This window comes from Microcoleus sp. Pol12B5 (assembly GCF_036701335.1).
Taxonomy (GTDB): domain Bacteria; phylum Cyanobacteriota; class Cyanobacteriia; order Cyanobacteriales; family Microcoleaceae; genus Microcoleus.
In genome coordinates, this window is sequence record NZ_JAUBQQ010000007.1 from 67,181 (window position 1) to 90,391 (window position 23,211).

At 45.1% G+C, this 23,211-nt stretch carries 22 protein-coding genes; 9 read left to right on the forward strand and 13 right to left on the reverse strand.

Annotated elements, in window-relative coordinates; translation table 11 throughout:
* The first annotated feature begins 14 nt into the window (after window positions 1–14).
* Window positions 15–2,915, forward strand: a complete 2,901-nt coding sequence (locus QUA24_RS06230; protein ID WP_333228095.1) for a tetratricopeptide repeat protein — start codon at window positions 15–17, stop codon at window positions 2,913–2,915.
* Window positions 2,916–2,954: 39 nt separating this feature from the next.
* Here QUA24_RS06230 and QUA24_RS06235 read toward each other — a convergent pair whose 3' ends face one another.
* Both QUA24_RS06235 and QUA24_RS06240 read right to left on the reverse strand, forming a co-directional pair.
* Complete coding sequence (locus tag QUA24_RS06235; protein ID WP_333228097.1) at window positions 2,955–3,470, reverse strand: isoprenylcysteine carboxylmethyltransferase family protein; 516 nt, start codon at window positions 3,468–3,470, stop codon at window positions 2,955–2,957.
* A gap of 158 nt (window positions 3,471–3,628) precedes the next feature.
* The gene (locus QUA24_RS06240; RefSeq protein ID WP_333228213.1) at window positions 3,629–4,573 is read right to left on the reverse strand and encodes an aldo/keto reductase; all 945 of its coding nucleotides are present in this window, start codon (window positions 4,571–4,573) and stop codon (window positions 3,629–3,631) included.
* A 141-nt stretch (window positions 4,574–4,714) separates the two neighbouring features.
* On the opposite strand from QUA24_RS06240, the gene QUA24_RS06245 reads away from it, so the two are divergent.
* The 3 genes from QUA24_RS06245 to QUA24_RS06255 all read left to right on the forward strand — a co-directional run bounded on the left by QUA24_RS06245 (window position 4,715) and on the right by QUA24_RS06255 (window position 7,303).
* A complete protein-coding gene (locus tag QUA24_RS06245) occupies window positions 4,715–6,148 on the forward strand; it encodes a BCD family MFS transporter (protein ID WP_333228099.1) in 1,434 nt (477 codons plus the stop codon).
* Between the two features lie 93 nt (window positions 6,149–6,241).
* Window positions 6,242–7,072 (forward strand): inositol monophosphatase family protein, encoded by an 831-nt coding sequence (locus QUA24_RS06250; protein ID WP_333228101.1) that lies wholly within the window; start codon window positions 6,242–6,244, stop codon window positions 7,070–7,072.
* A 66-nt stretch (window positions 7,073–7,138) separates the two neighbouring features.
* Complete coding sequence (locus tag QUA24_RS06255; RefSeq protein WP_333228103.1) at window positions 7,139–7,303, forward strand: hypothetical protein; 165 nt, start codon at window positions 7,139–7,141, stop codon at window positions 7,301–7,303.
* 462 nt (window positions 7,304–7,765) lie between these two features.
* On the opposite strand, the gene QUA24_RS06260 is transcribed toward QUA24_RS06255, so the two are convergent.
* The 4 genes from QUA24_RS06260 to QUA24_RS06275 form a co-directional block, all read right to left on the reverse strand.
* Window positions 7,766–8,347: an NAD(P)H-dependent oxidoreductase gene (locus QUA24_RS06260; protein ID WP_333228105.1), complete on the reverse strand. Its 582-nt coding sequence runs from the start codon at window positions 8,345–8,347 to the stop codon at window positions 7,766–7,768.
* A gap of 38 nt (window positions 8,348–8,385) precedes the next feature.
* On the reverse strand, window positions 8,386–9,267 hold the full coding sequence (locus QUA24_RS06265; RefSeq protein WP_333228107.1) for a ChaN family lipoprotein: 882 nt from the start codon (window positions 9,265–9,267) through the stop codon (window positions 8,386–8,388).
* 548 nt (window positions 9,268–9,815) lie between these two features.
* Entirely contained in the window at window positions 9,816–10,178 is a 363-nt protein-coding gene (locus QUA24_RS06270) for a cupin domain-containing protein (RefSeq protein WP_006632614.1), read from the reverse strand.
* Window positions 10,179–10,273: 95 nt separating this feature from the next.
* Entirely contained in the window at window positions 10,274–10,549 is a 276-nt protein-coding gene (locus tag QUA24_RS06275) for a hypothetical protein (protein ID WP_006632617.1), read from the reverse strand.
* Window positions 10,550–10,709: 160 nt separating this feature from the next.
* On the opposite strand from QUA24_RS06275, the gene QUA24_RS06280 reads away from it, so the two are divergent.
* The 4 genes from QUA24_RS06280 to QUA24_RS06295 all read left to right on the forward strand — a co-directional run bounded on the left by QUA24_RS06280 (window position 10,710) and on the right by QUA24_RS06295 (window position 13,588).
* Window positions 10,710–11,348 carry a peroxiredoxin gene (locus QUA24_RS06280; protein ID WP_190661218.1) on the forward strand — a complete coding sequence of 213 codons (639 nt, stop codon included), beginning with the start codon at window positions 10,710–10,712 and terminating at the stop codon, window positions 11,346–11,348.
* Between the two features lie 195 nt (window positions 11,349–11,543).
* A complete protein-coding gene (locus QUA24_RS06285) occupies window positions 11,544–12,125 on the forward strand; it encodes a Uma2 family endonuclease (protein WP_333206102.1) in 582 nt (193 codons plus the stop codon).
* Between the two features lie 65 nt (window positions 12,126–12,190).
* Window positions 12,191–13,165, forward strand: a complete 975-nt coding sequence (locus QUA24_RS06290) for a cysteine synthase A (protein ID WP_333228110.1) — start codon at window positions 12,191–12,193, stop codon at window positions 13,163–13,165.
* A gap of 123 nt (window positions 13,166–13,288) precedes the next feature.
* Complete coding sequence (locus QUA24_RS06295) at window positions 13,289–13,588, forward strand: (2Fe-2S) ferredoxin domain-containing protein (protein WP_333228112.1); 300 nt, start codon at window positions 13,289–13,291, stop codon at window positions 13,586–13,588.
* Window positions 13,589–13,602: 14 nt separating this feature from the next.
* On the opposite strand, the gene QUA24_RS06300 is transcribed toward QUA24_RS06295, so the two are convergent.
* From QUA24_RS06300 to QUA24_RS06330, 7 genes are all read right to left on the reverse strand, one after another.
* Window positions 13,603–14,835, reverse strand: coding sequence for a hypothetical protein (locus QUA24_RS06300; protein ID WP_333228114.1), 1,233 nt, complete (start codon window positions 14,833–14,835; stop codon window positions 13,603–13,605).
* 171 nt (window positions 14,836–15,006) lie between these two features.
* Window positions 15,007–15,375: a hypothetical protein gene (locus tag QUA24_RS06305; RefSeq protein ID WP_333228116.1), complete on the reverse strand. Its 369-nt coding sequence runs from the start codon at window positions 15,373–15,375 to the stop codon at window positions 15,007–15,009.
* Between the two features lie 75 nt (window positions 15,376–15,450).
* Window positions 15,451–16,074, reverse strand: a complete 624-nt coding sequence (locus QUA24_RS06310; RefSeq protein WP_333228118.1) for a heme-copper oxidase subunit III — start codon at window positions 16,072–16,074, stop codon at window positions 15,451–15,453.
* 196 nt (window positions 16,075–16,270) lie between these two features.
* Window positions 16,271–18,076: a cytochrome c oxidase subunit I gene (ctaD, locus tag QUA24_RS06315; RefSeq protein WP_333228120.1), complete on the reverse strand. Its 1,806-nt coding sequence runs from the start codon at window positions 18,074–18,076 to the stop codon at window positions 16,271–16,273.
* 78 nt (window positions 18,077–18,154) lie between these two features.
* Window positions 18,155–19,156, reverse strand: a complete 1,002-nt coding sequence (locus tag QUA24_RS06320) for a cytochrome c oxidase subunit II (protein ID WP_333228122.1) — start codon at window positions 19,154–19,156, stop codon at window positions 18,155–18,157.
* A gap of 221 nt (window positions 19,157–19,377) precedes the next feature.
* The gene (locus QUA24_RS06325) at window positions 19,378–20,136 is read right to left on the reverse strand and encodes a class I SAM-dependent methyltransferase (protein WP_333228215.1); all 759 of its coding nucleotides are present in this window, start codon (window positions 20,134–20,136) and stop codon (window positions 19,378–19,380) included.
* Window positions 20,137–20,233: 97 nt separating this feature from the next.
* Window positions 20,234–21,250 carry an LD-carboxypeptidase gene (locus QUA24_RS06330; RefSeq protein WP_333228217.1) on the reverse strand — a complete coding sequence of 339 codons (1,017 nt, stop codon included), beginning with the start codon at window positions 21,248–21,250 and terminating at the stop codon, window positions 20,234–20,236.
* A 73-nt stretch (window positions 21,251–21,323) separates the two neighbouring features.
* Between QUA24_RS06330 and QUA24_RS06335 the strand changes: the two genes are divergently transcribed.
* Window positions 21,324–22,757, forward strand: a complete 1,434-nt coding sequence (locus QUA24_RS06335) for a carotenoid oxygenase family protein (protein ID WP_333228124.1) — start codon at window positions 21,324–21,326, stop codon at window positions 22,755–22,757.
* Window positions 22,758–23,211: the final 454 nt, after the last annotated feature.

A 23,211-nucleotide genomic window follows, 5' to 3' on the forward strand; every position in this document is an offset into this window, starting at 1 on the left:
TGAGGGAATTATCTTTGATATCAACTTTTATTTTTTGCTACCTGCTTTTGCTCGGCTCCCCCCTGTTACAAAGATCGAATGCTTTAGCGCTGGAAGTGCCAGAACAAGCACAAAATTCCCAAAATACTAAAACTGAAGCAGATAGACTGTTTCAACAGGCGAACGAGCAATTAAATAGCGGCGACCTACAAAAAGCACTGGAAACCTACCAACAAGTTTTGGAGATTAGGAGAAAAATCGGCGATCGCCCAGGTGAGGGGGAAGTTCTTCACAAAATAGGCGTTGTTTACGACCGTCTCAGTCAATATCATCAAGCAGTAGAGTTTTATCAAAAAGCATTAGAAGTGCGTCGAAATTTAGGCAATCGTACTGGGCAAGCAGCTACTCTCCACAATCTTGGAGACGTATATCGATTATTAGGCGAATACCAACCAGCCCTAGAAGTTTTGCAGCAAGCTCTTGCTATTCGTCAGGAGTTTAACGATCTAACAGGAGTTGGTAACACTCTCAATCATCTTGGTGCTGTTTATCAAGAAATGGGGGATTATTATCGTGCTTTAGAGTTCTATCAAAAAGCTCTTACTATTAGTAGAGAAGAGAGAGATCGAGCTGGTGAAGGACGTGCCTTAACCAATCTGGGAATAATTTACGGAAATTTGGGGCAGTATGTTCGTGCTTTAGAGTTTTATCAGCAAGCGTTAGCGATATTTGAAATTTTAAATAATCCTACTGATAAAGCTCATATTCTCGATCGGACTGGTTCAACCTATAGCGAACTGGGTCAATACTCGCAAGCACTAAACTTATATCAACAAGCTTTAGCTACTTATCAAGCAACAAATAATAAAGTAGGCATGGGAACTACTCTTCATAACATTGGTTTCGCCTATGTTAAACTGGGTCAGTATACTGAAGCATTAAACTTTTATCAGCAAGCTTTAATTATTAGTAAAGAGATTGGCGATATTACAGGATTTGGAAATACCCTTAACAATTTAGGCGTAGTTTACCAGCAGTTAGGTCAGTATTCTCAAGCCATAGATGTCCTCAAACAATCATTGTCAATTTTCCAAAATCTTGGCAATCGTAAGGATCTAGGTGATACTTTGGATAGTTTAGGTACAGTTCATCAAAGAATTGGTCAATATTCCCAGGCTTTGCAATTATATCAGGAATCTTTAGCAATCCGTAAAGAAGTAGGCGATCGCCCTGGAGAAAGAATTACTCTCAGTAACATTGCTGACGTAATCTCCAAACAAAATCAACCAGAATTAGCCATAATTTTCTATAAAGAATCTGTCAACGTTACCGAATCAATTCGCAGCCAATTACGCTCTCTCCCCGCCGAACAACAGCGATATTACACAACAAGTGTCGCCGATACCTACCGCCGCCTCGCCGATCTATTACTGCAACAAGATCGAGTTTTAGAAGCACAACAAGTCCTCGATTTACTCAAAATTCAAGAAATCGAAGATTACCTGCATTCCGTGCGGGGAAACGAACAAACAGCACAAGGTATTCCCTTAACTCCTCAAGAACAGCAAATTCGCAACAGGCATAATGAAATTTTAAATCGAGAGATTCAACTAGGCAGAAAGCTTGCTGAATTAGAAAAAATTCCCGTAGCTAACCGCACGCCCCAGCAGCAACAAGAAATTGCCAATCTCAGGCAAATGCAACAGGAAATGCGCGGCACATTCAACGAATTTATTAATTATCCTGAAATTGTTGCCATTATCCAAGAACTCAGTCCTAATGCTAGAGTACAAACTGTGAATCTAGCTCAACTCAATACGATACGGGGAGACCTATTGCAGCGGTTAGAAAAAAAAGCCGTATTGATTCAGCCTTTAATTTTAGAAGACCGTTTAGAATTGGTAATAACAACTGCTGACTCTCCCCCATTCCGACGTACTGTAGCAGTTAAAAAACAAGAACTCAATCAAGCAATTATGGAATTCCGCATGGCTTTTGGAGAACCCAAATCCGATGCCACAATCCCAGCTAAGAAACTTTATAATTGGTTAATCAAACCCCTCGAACACGATCTGAGTGAAGCACAAGCTAAAAGCATTATTTATGCTCCTGACGGACAGTTGCGCTACATTCCTCTAGCCGCTTTATATGATGGTAAACAATGGTTGGGGCAGCGCTTTGCAATTAATAATATTACTGCTACGAGCCTAACCAAATTCACTGAAGAAACGGCTTCTCAACCTCGCATTTTAGCTGGTGCTTTTGCTGCGGGCCGTTATAATTTTGAACGCGGATCTACTCGATTGGGTTTTTCTGGTTTGCCATTTGCGGGGCTAGAAGTGGAAAATTTAGCTGCGATGGTGCCGGGAACTACAAAATTAATCGATCGGGAATTCAATCGTACAACTATGATTCCCCGCTTGCCAGATTATAACATTATTCATTTGGCAACTCATGCTATGTTTGTTACCGGACAACCAGAAGATTCGTTTATTTTGCTAGGTGATGGGGATGTAATTACCCTGCCCGATATTCAAACTTTAAACCTACTAAATGTAGACTTGGTAGTATTGAGTGCTTGCGAGACGGGGAGAGGTGGTAAACTAGGTAATGGAGAAGAAATTTTAGGTTTTGGCTACCAGATACAGGAAACAGGAGCAAAAGCTGCGATCGCTTCTTTATGGAAAGTAGATGATGGCGGCACTCAAGCTTTGATGGTTGCTTTTTATACGGCGTTGCTGTCGGGAAATAAAAAGGCAGAAGCTTTGCAAAAAGCGCAAATAGCCTTAATTACAGGTGATGATTCAGTGTTGGGTCGATCGGCCAATTTATCAATTTTAGCTCAAACTCGCAGCGGTTTGAAACGGTCAGTGGCCAGTCGTTTGCATCATCCATACTACTGGGCACCATTTATTCTGATTGGTAATGGTCTTTAGATAGTTGACTGTTGACAGCGAGGTTTTTAGATCGAACTGTTAATAAATTCCGGGAATTAGTTTTTTTACTCGCTGGCGGTACTCTGAATAGTCTGGATATTTTTTGGTTAACCAGGTTTCTTCTCGGTTGGCTTTGATCTCGAAAAGTATTATTAATAGTGCGCTGGCTATTAAGTGGGATATGCTCATTTGAAAAAGTGTCCAGCCGAGGGCTGCTAAAATTAAGCCGCTGTATAATGGATGCCGCACTATTCCGTAAATGCCTGTTTGGACTAATTCTCCGTCGTCTCTGGGATACGGTAAAGGTGTGAGGTTTTTTCCTAAGTCTATCAATCCTTTGATGATGAAAATTAATCCGGTTAAGCCTAGAATACTGGCCATAAACCAGATAATATAAAGTAAGTGGGTTGATTGAATTTTTAATCCGGGCAGTTGATAAACTGGTAAGATTACAAATCCTGTGAGCAATCCTCCTTGAAGCAAAACTAAATATTCGCCGCGGCTGTTATTGCGCCAGCCTTCGCGCGTGAAGCCCCAGTCAGTTAAGATTTTCATAATAATTGAAGGAAGAAGGAAGAAGGAAGAAGGAAGAGGGAAGAGGGAAGAGGGAATAAGGAAGAGGGGAGAAGAAAGTGAACTGTAGGCTGGGTAGAGTGAAGTAAAACCCAACCTACGGCCAACAGTCAACAGTCAACAGTCAACAATTAACAAATTTATTCTCGCCAAGGACGTGTCATTAGTTCTAATTGATTGACTTCATCTTCGCTCAAATTCCAGCCTAATGCACCTGCATTTTCTTGGGCTTGTTTGGCGGTTTTGGCGCCGGGAATGGGGATGACTCCGTTTTGGCATATCAACCAGTTTAGGGCAACTTGGGCAGGCGTTCGATCGCGCTTTCTGCCCATTTTTCGCAGGGTAGACATGACTAATTCAATTTTTTCTAGGCCGCTTTTGCTGAAGCGGGAGTCCATTTTGCGGGCTCCTGTAGGTGGTTCTTGGGCTGTGTATTTGTCGGTGAGCAATCCTTGGGCTAAGGGGCTGTAAGCTAAAATTGTGACGCCCAATTCGCGCGCTGCACTCACAATTCCTTGTTTTTCTACTTGCCGCGACAGCAAGGAGTACCGGACTTGATTTGTTGCTAGGGGAACGCCTCTTGCTGCTAGTATTTTGTGGGCTTGGCGCATCTGTTCTACTGAATAGTTGCTGACTCCTACTGCTTGAATTCTGCCTTGTTTGACTTCATCGGCTAAGGCGTTCATCAGGGTTTCTTGACTGAGTAAAAAAGTGAACGGCCAGTGCACTTGGTAGAGGGCTATTTGTTCTACTTGCAAGCGTTTTAAGCTGGCACTCAAGGCTTCGGAAACAGATTTTCCTGTAATCCGCCAAGGTACGGGGCCGAATTTGGTGGCTATTTGCACGGGCTGGGTGGTTTTTTTGATAAACTGCCCCAGCAATTCTTCTGACAAGCCGTTACCGTAGACTTCGGCTGTGTCGAAGAAGTTGACTCCGCTGTCTAGGGATGTTTTGAATGCTGCTTCGACTTCGGCGGCGCCGTAGTTGCTGCCGTAGTTCCAAAATAGTTTGTCGCCCCAAGCCCAAGTTCCGACGCACAGGGGAATGACGGCTGGGCCGTTTTGTCCTAGGGTAATGGTTGTCACGGTTGGTAAATCCACAATTCTTTATTCTCTATTATTTTTCTATAAATAGTCGCGATCGAGCTTCTAGCCGAGGGAGGAAAGGCGGCGGGTGGCGATATCTCAGTTACTATAAATGCAAATGATGTGTTTATTTGAGTAGTTATGTCGATCGACCGTTTGCCAGATTCAAGATTAACAGATTCCGCGACTCCTGCTATCAAGAGAGTTACCCTGCTGACTATGTTCCGGTTGGGTTTGTTTCAGATGGGATTGGGCATGATGTCGATTTTGACCCTGGGGGTGCTCAATCGCGTCATGATTAAAGAGTTGGCGATTCCGGCTACTGTGGTGGCTGGTACGCTGGCTATGCACCAGTTTGTCGCCCCGGCTAGGGTGTGGTTCGGGCAAATGTCTGATGCTAAGCCTTTGTTTGGTCATCACCGCACGGGTTATGTGTGGGTAGGAAGCGTTTTGTTTGTGATTTCTGCTTTTTTGGCGGTGCAGGTGATGTGGCGCTTGGGTAGCAGTTTGGAGGCTGTGGGGTGGACTACTCCTACTTACGGTTGGGTGGGTTTGTTGGGTTTGATTTTTGCGCTTTACGGTATTGCTATTTGTTCGAGTTCGACTCCTTTTGCTGCTTTGTTGGTAGATGTTTCCGATGAGGAGGATCGATCGAAGTTGGTGGGTGTGGTGTGGTCGATGCTGATGGTTGGTATTATTATCGGGGCGATTGTTAGCAGCGGTTTGCTGAAGCAAATTGATGGGGATGTGCCACGGGAAGTGTTGCAGGCTTCGATTAATGGTTTGTTTGTGAAGGTGCCGGCGCTGGTTTTGCTGTTGGTGGGGATTGCGACATTTGGGGTTGAGAAAAAGTATTCGCGGTACGGGGCGCGATCAATCGCAGTGAATCGAGAAGATAAAATTACTCTGGGAAGTGCGCTGCGGATTTTGACTGCTAGCCGCCAAACCGGTTTGTTTTTTACTTTCCTGCTGATTATGACAATTTGTTTGTTTATGCAGGATGCGGTTTTGGAACCTTACGGCGGGGAAATTTTTAAGATGTCGATTTCGGAAACTACGCGGTTGAATGCGATTTACGGTACTGGTACTCTGATCGGTTTGGGTACTACTGGTTTTTTTATTGTGCCCCGAATTGGCAAGCAAAATACAATTAGGTTGGGCTGTTTGTCGGTGGCGACTTGTTTAGGTTTGATTATTTTATCGGGATTCACAGGAAATCCAATTGTGTTTAAATCGGCTTTAATGTTGTTTGGTTTAGCTTCGGGTATTACGACGACTGGTGCGCTGAGTTTGATGTTGGATTTGACTGCTGCGGAAACTGCTGGGACTTTTATTGGTGCTTGGGGTTTGTCGCAGGCGATGGCGCGGGGTGTGGCGACGATTAGTGGCGGTGCTATTTTGGATTTGGGCAGAAATTTGTTTGGGGTGCCGATGTTGGCTTATGGGTTGGTGTTTGCTGTACCTGCGGTGGGTATGATTCTGGCTGTTTGGCTGTTGGGTAGGGTGGATGTTCGGGAGTTTCAGGATAATGCTAAAAGTGCGATCGCCACTATTCTTGAAAATGAATTAGACTGAGGTTTTGTCAGTTGGCAGGTGTCAGTCGTCAGTTGGGCTGTGGCAGTTGTTAGTTCCAATATTCAATAACCAATAACTAATAACCAATCACTAATGACTAATTTTTGGGATTCTATTTTAAGTTTTGCACGGGTTACTGTCGAGAGAGTCGGACAGCAGTTGTTGCAAGATTTCGGTTCCGCGCAAGCGGATGAAAAGGATGACGGCAGTTTGGTTACGAAATCCGATAATTGGGCGGATGCAGAGATTAGAAGTGCGATCGCATCTGCTTTTCCTAGTCACGGGATTTTAAGTGAGGAGGGCGAACACGTTTTCCCCGATACTGAATGGTGTTGGGTTGTCGATCCTTTGGATGCTACCACTAATTTTGCTAGGGGAATTCCGATTTGGGGTATTTCTTTGGGTTTGTTGTATCGCGGAACCCCGGTTTTTGGCTGCGTGCATTTGCCGCCAATTAATCAGTCTTTTTACGGTTTTTATGCACCTGATTTTGCGGGCGGCGTGTTTGACAATATGCCTCAAGGTGCTTTTTTAAACGGGCAGCAAATTCGACCGACTGCTGATAAAATGAGCGGCAATCATTTTTTTAATTTGTGTTCGCGGAGTGTGGGAATCGGGCCTCATCTTCCGAGTAAAGTTCGGATGTTGGGCATGGCTAGTTACAATTTTTTGACTGTGGCTTCGGGTGTGGCTATGGGAGGGGTGGAAGCGACTCCCAAAATTTGGGATATTGCGGGGAGTTGGGTAATTGTGAAGGCTGCTGGTGCAGTTTGGTTGCCGCTGGAATCCCCGGCTATTTTTCCGCTGGAAGTGGGGAAGAATTACGGCAGGATTTCTTATCCGACTTTGGTGATGAATCGACAGGAGTTGGTGTCGGTGTTTTTGCCGTTTGTGGAGGCTTGGAAGAAGAAAAAAATGGGGTAATTTACGCGCGAGTGAAGCCATCCCGTAGGAAATCGAACAATTATTAAATAAAACTGCAGGGCAGGCGTGACGGAGGAGTCTCCCACGCCTGCCGTGCTGTTTGGAAGAAATATACCGACCGATGACCGATGGCTCAAGTATGCCTACTCTTGTCTATTTCTGGCAATCTGCGATCGGGTGGTTTTGTTTTACGTCGATCGGGTGATGCGGTTTTGGTACAATTTGTGGTAATTTTTGAACTCGATATTATAGCCGAGAAATAAAATTATAGCCGTTTTCAAGTAGAGGCACAAGGGTAAATAGATTTACTGCGGTGTGGGAAAAAGTAGATGAGTGGTGTGTTGGCTATGTTGAAGAGTTAGCCTGTGGGAAGATACAAGAATAAACCTTGGAAGAAACTCCGAAAATTATGAGGTTTGCGATCGAACTAATCTCCATAGCACAATTTCAGGGATTCACCAGAGGGATGATTTTCTAAGTGCAATTCTCAAGCCTGGCTGCTGGTTTTAGCAGGTGCTGATTTTGGGTATGTGGTGAATGTCATGTTAATTTGGGGGTGAGAATAACAGCCAATCAACTCTGATCGTAGCAATTTTGCGAGGCGATCGCACTTGATGCAGCCAGCGAAATAACAGATACTAGGATTAGGGACACAACATTGCTGTGTCCCTACTGCCAAATGAATTTATTGCTTCAGGCGATTAATTTCGACAGCACATTAGACAACTTAGCACCGAGATTTTCAACAGAGTCCTGCTGTTTGGGATCTTTCATCGTACCGTCAGCATTAAATGCTTCAAAAGCTTGGGGAACTGCTTTCTGATCGGGAAGCACCAATACGTTAATATTCCCCAGGATCGATCGCAAATGAACCAATCCCCGCAAACCTCCAATTCCGCCTGGGGAAGCACTCATAATTACCGCTACTTTGCCAGTAAATGCCACCAATCCCGGTTCACCCGGTGCTGGGCGCGATACCCAATCGATCGCATTTTTCAGCACAGGCGTAATTGAACTGTTATACTCAGGAGAAGCTATCAAAAACCCGTCATGCGCTACCATCAATTCCTTCAATTTGCGGGCATTTTCTGGCATTCCCTCTTTTGCTTCCAAATCTTCGTCAAATAGCGGCATCGGCAAATCGCGCAAATCTACATAAGTAACTTCTGCACCCGCCGCCGTAGCCCCAGCCGCCGCAACTTTTACCAGCAGTTTGTTATAAGATGCTTCGCGGGTACTTCCGGCAAATGCAAGTATTTTTGGTCTGTTTGTCATTGATTTTTTCCTGATTATTGCTTCCGCGTATAATTGTACTATTCCGAGTGATTCCAAACAAAGTCAGCAATGGGTTTATCTGCCGACAAAGCAGGATTGTCACTGGAATTGAATAAAACCGATCGCACTTTGAGATTCCCGACTCCCAAACGCCTCTCGACGCGACTGGGAATGCCGTAACCGTAAATAATGTGTCCTTTACCCGCCAACACCACAACTTGATAGTCGGGGTTTGCTTTGACAAAATCAGCTATTTTTTCCGCCATAGTTTCGTCCCACAAAACTTGGGCTTGCAAAAATCTTTCAAAAGCCGTACTATTTCCCTGTTCTGCCTTTTGGTGTTGCTGGTAAACTTCTAGCAGCAGTTGCCGATATTCGGTGTTGTCGGTGCGAATTTCGGATATTGGCGGAATGTGCTTTTTTTCCTCTGCAGTCAGGCTTTCTAAACCTTGACTGGCAACTTTTCTCGTTACTTCGGATGGTGTATTTAAGGCGAGGACAGGTAGTTGATTTTCTTTGGCAAACCGCAAAATGGGGGCGTAAGATTCCCAGGGAAAGCGCCATCTGCGATCGTACTCTGTTTGCTCGACTAATTGCTGTTCAGTCAGTTTACCTGCTAAGTAATTGTCGATCGCACTTTGAAAGGGACGCTGAAACATTTCCATCGCGATCGCAATTTTCCGATTTTGCCGCTGCATTTCTCGGATAATCCCCAGTTGAGCTTGGTGATCTTCCGCGCTATCGTGGGTTTCTCCCAGATACACAACTTTTGCCTTCAACAACTGTTGCAGAATCTCTTGGTTAGTGTAAGTTTGCCCAGGTTGAGGGTTCGCCATCGTTTGGGCCGTCACTACACTGCTGCACAGCAGAAAGATACTCAGCGATAAGGCGCACAATTTGATGAGTTTGGTTGTTTTCATACAAATATTATGCCGTTTCTCGCAGCAGCAAGCACAGCCGAACTCTACTATTTTAGCTGAGCAGCTAGAAAACTCAATCCTTAATTTAACTTCATAATTATCCGCAGTTACTTCTAAAACTGTAAAGTTTAGTTGCAGGTACTTGCGCTTCTAGAAGAAGGTGATAAATTAATAATATGAAGCGAACAAAAAGCTTCTCCGACAGATACCAAATCTAGATACCGCAGCGAAGTTCACAATAGAATCTAAGGAGTAAAACGCTGTCTAATCTCACATCTGTCTCATCAAAAACCAATAGCAGCACCCACCAACAAAGCTGATACTTCCTCAACTAATTAGAGGGGAGCAATGCAACTGAATCCGAGGATTATTGCAACTCCGCATCGAAGTTGAAAAAAGAGGAAATCACTCGGTACATATGGCTGGGTGCTGTTGTTGTTAAAAAAGATTTTCGGTTGGTGATGTTTTTTGCAGTAGAGGCAGAGCCTCTAGATATGCGTTACCGGGCAGAGCCGGGTAACGAGCATAAAAGGAGAAAAACTAGAAAATTATTGGAAAATTGTCTCGTCTTCCTTCCGCCACGCGGGATCGACGATACAAATAAATATTAGCGGCTCCGTGCCACAGTTGTAAATAAACTGCTTGGCGTTTGGCGGAATGTAAACTGCATCTCCGGCTTCCACAAATTGATTTTCGTCGTCGATGTGCATTTCTCCAACGCCGCTGAGGATGTAGTAAACTTCAGAAGTTGTCAGGGAGTGCAGCGCAGAAGTTTGTCCCGGTGGCAAAGTGGCGTGGGCTAAACTGTAACGCAAATCCACAGCTTGTTTGTCTGGATGCAGCAATTCTCGCAGTTGAGTACCGTCGCCAGCAATAAACTCGTCGCAGGCATTTAGCTTTTGAATTAGCATTCTTTCCACACTCCTTAAAATCTCTTTACCACAAGTTAAGTTTAATTGAAAGAGCCAGAGATGTTAAGAAATATGTAAAGCGGTGGTCGGATTTTTTAACCGTAAATTCCCGAATGCCCTCGATAATCAGGACAGTCGATCGCATCTTCAGATAAAGCTATTGTCGGCTGAACGGGACACTTGAGGTGGTAGTCGCCGGTGAAAAATACGCAGTTAGCACAAGGGATTTGGTGCATCCGCTGAGCTCGGCGCAGGGAGTCGGTGACTGTACGCCCGACACTCAAACACAGCAAAAAAACTAAGCCCCAAGCGGAGACAAAACACAGCGGGACTAAAACAGGCTGTATTGCCTTAAGCAAAAAGTAAAGCATAGCAAGAAAATTCAGCGTTAGAAGCCACACATACATTACAGTAGTGGAATTGCCGATTGAGCGACCAAAAAGTTTAGAATCCTTTACAGCTCGATCGAGAAACCGGGCAATTATGGCATGATAAGGAGCAGTCCTTAAATAAATTTAGAGGAAATCAGTTATGACTCTGCGATTAGGCGATACAGTTCCCAACTTTACTCAAGCTTCGTCTGAAGGGGAAATCAATTTCTACGACTGGGCTGGGGATAGCTGGGTCGTCTTGTTTTCCCACCCGAAAGACTATACTCCAGTGTGCACCACAGAACTCGGTGCAGTGGCCCGTCTAAAGTCTGAATTTGAAAAGCGGGGCGTCAAAACCATTGCCCTCAGCGTCGATGATGTGGATTCTCACATGGGCTGGATTAAAGATATTGAGGAAACTCAAAATGTCACCCTCAATTATCCGATTTTAGCAGATGGCGATCGTAAAGTCTCCGACATTTACGATATGATCCATCCCAACTCGCTGAATAACTTAACAATCCGCACCGTTTTTGTGATTGACCCGCAAAAGAAATTGCGTTTGAGCATTACTTATCCGGCGAGTACAGGTAGGAATTTCAATGAAATTTTGCGAGTAATTGATTCCTTGCAACTTACCGACAAATACAGCGTTGCGACTCCGGTTGATTGGAAAGACGGCGACGATTGCGTAATCGTACCTTCGATTACCGACCCGAAAGAGTTGGAAGAGAAATTTCCTAAAGGTTATACGCCGATTAAGCCTTATTTGCGGATGACTCCTCAGCCGAATAAATAGGTTTAACATTCCTGGACGCAGAACCTAATTATGTAAGGTGTGCACTGCACACCTTACCTCTATAATTCGCCAGTTCAACCAGCTTGTAGTTAGGACTAGAGTCCTTAATCCTGATTTTTTAGGACTAAAGTCCTAACTACAAACAAAGAAATTGTGCAATCTTGTCTGAACAATTTAAAGTGGAGGAAAGGCTAAATGCTGTCATCAACAATTGTGTTGCGAATACCGCCCAAATTGCAAATGACAGAAGACGAGTTTTTCGAGTTCTGTCAAATCAATAGTGAATTACGCATTGAACGCAACAAATCGGGAGAATTGCTAATTATGCCCCCTACTGGTGGAACAACAGGAAATCGCAGCGGTAGCGTCTTTGGAGAGTTGTATATTTGGGCTCGCCAAGATGGAACAGGTATGTGTTTTGACTCCAGTACGGGATTTAAGCTTTCAATGGGTGACAGGTCTCCAGATGCCTCGTGGATTAAACTGGAACGGTGGAATACTTTGTCACCAGAACAGCAAGATAAATTCCCACCTATTTGCCCTGATTTTGTAGTAGAACTCAGGTCTGCTTCTGACAATCTCAAGCCATTGCAAGAAAAAATGCAAGAATATATGAGAGAACCCGGAGTGCAGTTAGGCTGGTTAATTGACCGCAAAAATCGCAGAGTTTATATTTACCGTCCTGGTTTGCCAGAGGAATGTTTGGAGAATCCGGCTACAGTCAGCGGCGACCCCGTTTTGCCCGGATTCGTACTCAATATGAGCAAGATTTGGTAGAACTGCTAGCAATAAATATCAACTTATTGTAAAAATTAATCATAGGATACACACACGCAAAAAATATGGATATTAAAAACGGCTTTGTAGGCACAATCGGCAACACGCCACTAATTCGCTTAAACAGCTTCAGCGATGAAACAGGCTGCGAAATTCTCGGCAAAGCAGAGTTTCTCAATCCCGGCGGTTCCGTTAAAGATAGGGCTGCTTTATACATCATCAAAGATGCAGAAGAAAAAGGCTTGCTGAAACCGGGCGGCACCGTTGTTGAAGGCACTGCGGGCAATACTGGCATCGGTTTGGCACACATTTGCAACGCTAAAGGTTACAAATGTTTGATTGTGATTCCCGATAACCAATCTCAAGAAAAAATCGATGCTTTGAAAACCTTGGGCGCTGAAGTTCGGACTGTTCCCGCTGTTCCTTACAAAGACCCTAATAATTATGTCAAATTGTCGGGAAGATTGGCTTCGGAAATGGAGAATGCAGTCTGGGCAAATCAGTTTGACAATTTAGCCAATCGCCGAGCTCATTACGAGACAACTGGCCCGGAAATTTGGGAACAAACAAACGGTAAAATTGATGCTTGGGTAACAGCTACAGGTACTGGCGGCACTTTTGCAGGCGTAGGAATGTTTTTGAAAGAAAAAAATCCTGCTGTGAGAATTGTCTTGGCAGACCCGATGGGCAGCGGGCTTTACAGTTATTTCAAAACTGGGGAAATTAAGACTGAAGGTAGTTCGATTACTGAGGGAATTGGCACCACTCGCGTGACTGCAAATATGGAGAATGCCCCGGTAGACGACGCCATCCAAATTCACGATACTGAAGCTGTGCGGGTGATTTACCAACTGCTGAGGAAAGAAGGGCTGTTTATGGGCGGTTCTGTGGGGATTAATGTGGGGGCGGCGGTGGCTTTAGCGAAGCAAATGGGGCCTGGACATACGATTGTTACGGTACTCTGCGACGGTGGGGCTCGATATCAGTCGCGTTTGTTCGATCGACAATGGTTGGCTTCCAAAGGCTTGTCACCAGATTAACCGTAGGGTGCGCTGCGGCGCGCCTTAAAATCTGGGTATATATAAAATTTGGGCGTATATGGCCATACCTATTCCCATGATAAAAAAATATCATAGATGTAGCAGATTGTCAAGTAAAAAAACATGAAAATCACAGAATCTTCTAGGCAAGTTCTTGTTTGCCAAAACCGCACTTGTCGTAAGCAAAATTCAGCAAAGGTACTGGCAGCTTTTCAGAAATTGTCGCCCTCAGAAGTTGAAGTTGTTGCTAGCAGTTGTTTGGGACAGTGCGGCAACGGGCCGATGGTGTTGGTGCTGCCAGAAGAGGTTTGGTACAGCGGTGTTTGCCCTGAAGAAGTTGCGGCAATAACTGAGCAACATTTGCGGGGAGGAAAGCCGGTAGAGAGGATGCTTTACCGCAAGTTTCACCGACTTTCTAAGTAGTCGATCGCCCGCGTTTAAAATTCTTCCGCAAACAACCGACGAAGAATTTCTGTGACTTCGGCGCAAAATCTGGCGTCGAGTTCGATCGCCAAACGATCGACACTGGTGGAACCGCCTACAGGTTTTTCGGCCCGCAAACTCATGGCTAAAGTTCTGAGTTTTGCCGGCTTTCCCGCCGCCTTCGGCCGTTCGTCAACAAACCGCACTAAAGCCACATAAACTGTTTCTAGGGTTCCCCTGATCGAGCTCAGCCCGTAACCCAATTTTGAGATAATTACTGGAGAAGTGATAAGGCTATCCATCCCCAAAGTTTTAATTGCTACATCTACATATCGAGCGCTGTCATGTCCCATTGCTCTGACAATGCTTTCTAAGCTGTTCCACTGAGATGCTTTCATGCGCGATCGCTGTTCGATGTGGAAGTGCCATCCTAACATGGAAATGAGCCTGGTTAAATCATAAGCAGATACGGTATTACTTTGTTTGGTACTGTTTAATGCCGCACTTAGCAGCACTTGTTTTTTGGTGAGATCGAAGATTTTGGGGTTGTTGAGATAAGGAATTTCGCCGTAATCGCCGCGAAAAATTAGGTCATTATTGCCAGTAGCGCTCTTCAGCCATTGCTCTAATCCTATGCGAGTATCGAAGCGTTTGAACATTGCAGCTAAGGAGTTTGAACTTGCTATATTTGAGGCATAGCTAATCATGTCTTTTGCTACATCGTAAAAGTAAAAATCGTGTCTTAGACCGTTGCCATCTCTAACAACGCAGTTGTCAATGTCGCAATCAGGATATTTGCTATTTATTTGACTGACGATATTAAGGAGTGCGATAATTTTAGTCGCACTCCACTGCTCAGCATTGGTAAGTGCGTTTTTGCCCAGCCACTGTGCCTGAATTTTGCCGTCTACAAAAGTACCAATGCAAACGCAGGCTTGTTTGATGTCTTCGTGGAGAAAATTTAAAGCTTGATGGTTAATTTGAGGTAGTTCTCCCAGGCTGGGAAAGGCGGTAAGTTTGAGGGGATTATTGGGCCCGGGAAGAGAGCTAATTACTTTTAAGCCGTCGGGTTTCTGTTTGAGATAATCGGGATAGTATTTAATTTGTTGTTGGTAAGGGGACTTTTCAATGCCCCGGTCTAAAAAAGCTAGTTTGTTTATATTAGCTTTGGCATCTATTTCCATTTGGAGATAGTTTTTGAAGATGCGCGCTCGGTCTTTTGCGAGTTCGAGGGAGGTGAGGTTCATGATAATAGTTGGCAGCTTGTTACCAATAAGTAAATCACTATACTAGGATTTAGGCAAACAAACCGGGCTGCGCTGCAAAATTTTGGGTTGGGAAACTAAAAATTTATGAATAAACCGGGCCTCAGACAGTAACTGCGTCCAGGACTATATATATGAGTTGTGGCCCTGCGATCAAGCTTTTTTGCCGCGTACTTGAATGCGTTTGTCGGTTTTTTGTTTCTTAATCCAATAGACAAATTTCTGGAGTTCAGGGTCATTTTTGAGCTTTTCCAGGGTGTTGAGTTCTTGGGCGAGGTGTTTGTTGTCAAATAGAGAGTGAATCTGGCGGTGACAGGCTGAGCAAATGTCGATTGTCGGGCTGGGATCTTCGTTTTTCCGCTTGGTGTTTTGTTTGGGGGTGAGGTGATGGGCGGTTAATGCTTCCATTTGTCGATCGCACAATTCGCACTGCATAATTTTCTCAATGCTGCTGGATAGGAGAATTGCTACTTTTAGTTTAGCGCGATCGGCTTGGAGAGGGTGAATGAAAGTCGATCGCACTCTCCAAACAATAAAAAAACCCCCTGTTGGGGGTCATACAAATCTCTTGTGGCAGAGGTTGAAAAGCCTCTGGGATCACAAAATATACAGTAACAGAAACAAAACAATCCAAATCACATCCACAAAGTGCCAGTAAATCTCAGTCGCTTCGATTCCGAAGTGGTGCTCGCTAGAATAGTGACCTTGCGCGCGCGATCGCCACACCACCCCCGCCATCAGTAGCACTCCAAACGTAACGTGCAAGCCGTGAAAAGCAGTCAAAACGTAAAAGCAACTGGCATACAAATTCGTCGTCAAGCCAAACTCTAAATGAGTGTATTCGTAAACCTGACCTGCCAAGAAAACTGCGCCCATAGCAATAGTTACGAGCAACCAATTTCGCATTCCGGCAGCATCATTTTTTTTGATTGCAGTATCCGCATTGTGAATCACGAAACTGCTAGCAATCAGAATTACCGTATTGATTCCCGGCAGCAATAACTCGCGATCGGGGGTACCTTCAGGAGGCCACGCGGGAGCCATCGCCCGATAAATCAAATACGCGGCAAACATACCGAAAAATATCATGCCTTCAGCGCACAGGAACACAATTACACCTAACATTCGGTGGTCGGGATGCTCGACACCATGTGCTTCTACTTCGCCCTCGTGGTGGTAATTCAGGGCTGTTTTTGCCGGATCGATCGCTGGAATTTGCATAAGAAATTGCTAGTTGGTAAAGGGAGTTTGAAGGAAGAAGGAAGAGGGAAGAGGGGAAAAAATTTATCCCTACATTGCAGGTGTGCTGTTGCTGTCAAAAGTCATTAATCCCAAGTTCTCAATATTGCGACGAGCAATAACTAATAACTCATGACTAATGACTTTTGACTGATGACTGATGACTAATAACTAATAACTATTCGCCATCTTGGCTTTCATCAGCAGGAGAATCAACATCTATCTCTGATTCAGGAGCGACCAAAGTTGCAGTACCGCCAAAGAAAGTTGAAGCTTGAGCCTCAGCAATAGGAATACCTGTTTTCTGGGCGTTGCGAGTGGCATTTTCCCTCAGCTTGAGCCTGAGACGTTCCCCTGTATTCTGAATTTTTTCCATGCCGTAATCGTAAGGCCCTGTTGCCAATACCGGCACTCCTTCAAAATTTTCGATGGGGGGTGGCGAAGTCGTCATCCATTCCAAACTCAAAGCTTGCCAAGGATTGTCACCTGCTTTCGGGCCATACCTCCAGCTCCAAATCACATTAATGATAAACGGGATTGTAGACACTGCCAGCATATAAGCACCGACAGTACAAATGACATTAATTGTGGTAAATTTCGGGTCGTACATTGCTACGCGCCGAGGCATTCCTTGCATCCCCAAAGCGTGCATCGGCAAGAAAGTTACAGTAAAGCCAACATAAGTTAAAACAAAGTGAACTCTACCCCAAAATTCATTAATCATCCGCCCCGTCATTTTGGGGAACCAGTGGTAAAAAGCAGCGTAAATTCCAAACACCGAGCCGCCAAACAGCACGTAGTGTAGGTGAGCGACGACAAAATAAGTGTCGTGAACGTGAATGTCGAAAGGTACGGAAGCTACCATGATCCCGGTGATGCCGCCGAGCACAAATGTTGAGATAAAACCCATCCCAAATAGCATGGCGCTGACAAGCCGGAGTTTTCCTCCCCAAATAGTTGCCAACCAGCTAAATATTTTAATCCCTGTTGGTACGGCGATGATCATAGTGGTGATCATAAAAAACATCCGCAGCCAGCCGGGAGTGCCGCTGGTAAACATATGGTGTGCCCACACGATTAAGCCCAAAAAGCTGATCGCGAGACTAGAATATGCGATCGCCAAATAACCAAAAATTGGCTTGCGGGAATGCACCGGCAAAACTTCTGAAATCACCCCGAAAAAGGGCATAATCATAATGTAAACTGCCGGGTGCGAATAAAACCAGAATAAATGCTGGTAGACGATTGGATCGCCGTTGCCGGTCGGGTTAAAAAATGCCGTTCCCGCTAACAAGTCAAACGACAGCAAAATCAAAGCTGCTGCTAACACTGGAGTAGCAATCAAAGTCAGCGCTGAAGTCGCAATCATCGCCCAGCAAAACAAAGGCATATCATTGAGACCCATGCTCGGAACCCGCATGGTGAAGATGGTAATGGCAAAATTCACCGCCCCCAAAATCGAAGAAGTTCCCAGAATCAAAACGCTGAGAATCCAAATTTCTTCCCCCGCTTGAGCAGTAACTAAGCTCAAAGGCGGATAGGAAGTCCAACCCGCCTGTGGAGCTCCTACCAAAAAACTGCTCAACAGCAACACGCCACCTACGGGAATCATCCAAAAGGCAACGGCATTCAGCCGGGGAAATGCCATGTCTTTTGCCCCGATCATTAAGGGGATCAAAAAGTTAGCAAATCCGGCTCCGGCGGGTACGATCCACAGGAAGATCATCACCGTCGCGTGAACCGTAAATAAACTGTTGTAGAGTTCGGGGGTGACAAAATCGGAGTCGGGGGTGGCGAGTTCTGTTCGCACCAAAGTTGCCATCACGCCGCCGATTAGATAGAAAATAAATGTTGTTACCAGGTATTGAATACCGATGACTTTGTGGTCGGTATTAAAAGTGAAATAGTCGCGCCAATGTCTATCGGCGGGCGCTGTTCCGCGAGCCTCAGTATTGGCAGTTTCTTGGAACTGTGCTTGTGTCATAGTTATTAGTCATTAGTTATTAGTCATTAGTTATTGGCTAAGGATCAAAGACCCCGTGCCAGGAACTAATGACTATTTTTAGTGATGAGTTGGGTGAAGTTGTTCTAGGGTTTCGGAATTAATTTTTATTTCCCTGACGTAGGGAGCCAAAAATTCACCGTCTGACAATTCCCCTGGATTGACTGCAACTGCTTGCTCTAAGTTTTGACTGCTAGCAACTTGCTGGCTTTGCAGCCAACTGTCGAATTCTTCTGGCGTGTGGACGACTGCTAAAGCTTTCATCGCTCCGTGATAAGCGCCGCACAATTCAGCACAAACAACCCGGTATTCGCCAGTTTTAGTTGGTGTAAATCTCAGTTCGCTCGGCCGCCCAGGAATTGCATCTTGTTTGAGGCGAAATTCCGGCAGCCAAAATGCGTGCAGCACGTCTTGGGCTGCGATATTTAGCTGTACGTCGCGGTTGACTGGCATATGCAGTTCGCCAGAACTAACGCCGCTTTCTGGATAGCTAAATATCCAGGCGTACTGCAAACCTGTGACATTTACAACTAAGTCTGCTGGTTTGTCTTCATTTTCTGGGGAAGCGCCTACGCCTAAAGCAACGAGTTTTGGAGACGGAATTTGAGGGGCGTTTTGCGGTGTATCTGAGAGTGTGGCTGCGATCGCACTTCCCCGCATTTTAGAGTGCGCTTGCATCGTGCCGTGGTCATGATTGCCCATCGGATCGAGGCCTCCCATTGAGTTGTAAATCTCAAAACTGTAGACTCCGATTCCTAAAATAATCACCGCTGGCACGGCTGTCCAAAGAATTTCTAAGGGAAAGTTGTCATGCCAAGGCGGCCCGTCTGTGTTGTCTCCTTGACGGCGGCGATATTTAATTGCAGCAACGATGAGAATTCCTTGGACCATGATAAATAGTCCAGTGGAAATGGTCATCATTGTATTGAAAAGTGCGTCTATGTCGGATGCTTCGTCAGAGGCGGCGATCGGCATCAAACCGTGATTCTGCCCGTACCAGAGACTGATCAGAGTCACTCCGATGCCGGCGAGCATGGTGAGGATGGAACTGGGAATGTTCACGCTGGTACTTCTTAATAGCGACACTTCTTCGCTTGAAAAATGAAGGAAGCGCCTCTGGGTTATCAATTTTTAATTGTAAATGGTATTTTTAGTAAAATGTCTCTCTTAAGGGTTACTTAAGGCTTAGTATGTTTGACCGATCGCCCGATCACCTCAAAAGTACGTCTTTTGTACCTTGACAAAAATGAGTAAAAATGGTAAACAATCGCTCTGTTTGGCTGCTAAATTTGAGATTTTTTCTCAAACACCATCAAATGCTGTTGAGGTAACATATCTTTTGTCTCTTTCCATACTAAACCGACGGCTGCCATTTCTTTTTTCACCTGCTTCTGCGTCATTTTGTGCAAACCTTTAATGGGAATCAGCGGGTTTTCGCCTCGATACTCGATCGATACTGTGCGGCCTCCCGGTTTGAGTGCTTTCACAATTCCTTGCATCATTTCTCTGGGATATGCAAATTCGTGATAAGCATCGACCATCACAACTAAATCTACGCTGTTTTCCGGCAAATTCGGATTGTCGATACTTCCCAAAACTGGCTCAAGGTTAGCAATATTTTTTTCTTGTTTATTCAATTTAATAAAATTAATCATTTCCGGCTGCACGTCAACTGCTAAAACCTTTCCTTGTGGAACTAAGGGAGCGATGCGAAAGCTAAAATATCCCGTTCCCGCTCCAATGTCTGCTACAATATCAGTTGGTTTTAAATCGAGATTGTTGACTAATCGAGCTGATTTTTCTTCCATGCCGCGAGACGGTCTTTCCAGCCAACCAGCGCCTTGATATCCCATGACTTGAGCAATTTCTCGACCCATGTAAAATTTGCCGATGCCGTCGGGATTGTGGACGGTTCGCTGCTGATAAATTGGGTCGCCATTTGCGCTTTTACTTGGTGCTGCACAGGCATCGAGCGGCAACAGGCAAATTATTGCTAAGATAATTGCTGCTAGCGGTTTGATGAATTGTCGGTTTTTCACGATCGTCCTAATTGTATGTTTAATTTTTTCATTACCAGGCTCTGCGCGGTCATGCAGAACCGGAGGAAGAGCCGAGGGAATATCGAGAATAGTTTAAGATTTAGCTGACAGCGGATTCTAACAATTTAATTGTACCAGAGTCAGCGTCGATTTCGACTTCTTGGCCGATCGGCAAAGTGAACTGTTCCCGGATGTGTCCCACCATTGAACCATACCACGCGGGAATCTTCAAAGGGCGAATGTGATCGGACAAGACTTGAGCTAAGGTTAGAGACTCTTGGGGTTTTTCCGCTTCGCACTTCGTACACTGTCCAAAAATAAAACCGGATATTTTATCTAGAATTCCCGCTAATTTGAGCTGCGTCAACATTCTATCAATGCGATAAACTTCTTCACCAACTTCCTCAACAAACAAAATACTGTTTTCCCACGGCGGTAAATATGCAGAACCCACCATTGCTGCGATTACTGATAAATTGCCGCCGATTAGTTTTCCCCTAGCTGTGCCCCGCCCGATTGTTTGAACTTGCACGCTTTGGGAGTTTTGCATCGTCACAGAACCTCCTTCAAACAAAACTTTTTTGACGTAATTTACTGTAAAGGGGCTCCAAGTTGACGCACCTAAAGGGCCGTGAAAAGTAACTCTATTAGTTTTAGCATAAATCGCCAATAACAGCGCAGTAATATCGCTGAATCCCATAATAATTTTGGGATTGTTGCGGATAATATTGTAATCCAGGAGTGGCAATATCCGACTACAGCCCCAGCCGCCCATCCCGGTAAAAATAGCTCGCACTGAGTCATCGGCAAAGGCTGCGTTGACATCGGCGGCGCGATCGGCATCCTTGCCTGCTAAATAGCCGTAGCGGTCGTAAAAATGCTCTCCCAATTTAACTTTTAATCCCAGCTTTTCGATAACTTTAAAAAAATCCTCAATTTCTTTTTTGTAGCTGAAAGCAGCAGGATTGATTAAAGCTACTGTGTCGCCGATTTGCAGGCGGCGCGGCTTAACGATCGCACTTTTGGGAGATAGGTTGGTTTGGGCGAGCGGCAAAAGCTGAGTACCAATAGCAGTCAGCCCAAAAGTTGTGAGCAGAGCGCGGCGGCGGAGAGTCATAGCTGTCAGGTAATTTTTGCTATGATTGTATAGCAAAATCTCTGCCATATCAGTTTAAAATTGCGAGTTTAAAATGAAAACCGACACTAAAATCTCAGCTATAAAATCCTGGGCTAAAGCTTTAGCCCGTCCTGCTGCTGAGTTTCCGCTGACTCAGTTATCCGTTAAAAGCGGTAAAATTCCCGGAGGATTGCGCGGCACTCTCTACCGTAACGGGCCCGCACGTTTCCAACGCGGTGGCATGAATACGGGACACTGGTTTGATGGCGATGGTGCAATTTTGGCAGTACATTTTACCGATGTCGGTGCTGCGGCTGTCTATCGCTACGTGAAGACAGCGGGATATCAAGCTGAGGAAAAAGCTGATAAATTTCTCTACAGTAATTATGGCATGACAGCACCGGGCCCGGCGTGGTTGCGGTGGACTAAATCTGTTAAAAATGCTGCCAATACTTCTGTTTTAGCTTTGCCCGATCGCCTTTTAGCTTTGTGGGAAGGCGGCTTGCCTCACAGCCTCGATTTGCAAACCTTGGAAACTCAGGGAACGGACGATTTAGGAAGTTTAGAGAGCGGATCTTCTTATTCAGCTCACTGCAAGCGCGACCCGATTACTGGGAACATTTTTAACTTTGGAATTACACAGGGTGCTAGTACAAAGTTGAATCTCTATAAAAGCGATAGTACAGGCAAAATATTCCAAAAAGCAACAGTTGCTTTAGATGGAATTCCGATGATCCACGATTTTGTTTTTGCAGGGAAGTATCTCATATTTTTTGTGCCACCGATGCGACTAAAACCTTTACCGGTTTTAGCTGGAATTAGCAGTTACAGCGAGTCTTTTGAATGGAAACCCGAGTTAGGAACGCAGATATTAGTTGTTGACTCGGAAACTCTGTCTTTAGTTAGTCGCGGCGAAACCGATTCTTGGTTTCAGTGGCATTTTGCTAACGGTTTTGTCAAGGAAGATGGTTCGGTGGCTGTAGATTTTGTGCGCTTCGCTGACTTTCAAACTAATCAGCGGCTGAAAGAAGTAGCGGCGGGTGAAACTCGCACCGATGCGGAGGGTTCCCTGTGGCGGGTGCATCTCAATCCTCAAACTGGCAAAGTGACAGCAGCCGAAGAATTGCTGGATCAACCTTGCGAATTTCCAATCGTACCTGCGGACGAAGTAGGCCAAGACTCACGATATATTTATCTGGCAATGTATCGGCCTGACGTTGATATTGTACCGGAACGTTATGGTGCGATCGCCCGTTTGGACACGCAAACCCGGAATCTCACAATTGCCGACTTGGGCGAAAATCGCTATCCCACAGAGCCCATCTACGTTCCAGATATTTCGTCGGAGAAAGGTTGGATAGTAACAGTTATTTATGACGGCAATTCTGACAGCAGCGAAGTCTGTATATTTGACAGCGAAGGGCTTGATCGCGCTCCTATTTGTCAGCTAGAATTGCCCGGTGTCATACCTTTGGGCTTTCACGGCACTTGGAAATCGGCCGTATGAGAAAATTGTAAAGAAGTGTTGCGGAAGATTTATTAAAAATTGTTGCCGCTTTAACCTCGAGTTGTTAAGGTGTGTGTAGATAGGAAATTCTCATATCTAGGAGGTGTGGAATTGACAATCTACATTGCTCAATTATCCTGTGCCAATTCGCACCAATCCCCGGCGATTGTAAGTCGCGGTTGCACAGGATCTCGTCTGCCTCTGCGGACTAAAAAAAGAAGGGTAATTAAGCCCTGGCGAATAACTAATCCCGGCGAATATTCCCGGCGAATGAATTCGCGGCTACACAGGCCAAGTTCGCCTCTGCAGACTGAAGGAAACCAATACCCGGCGAATAAATTCGCGGCTACACAGGCAAAGTCCGCCTCTGCAGACTGAAGAAAAAGCGGTAATAAAGCCCGCTTTGACATGATTATCGACTAGGTTTGCCCATCTCAGGTTTGTCTGCTTGAAT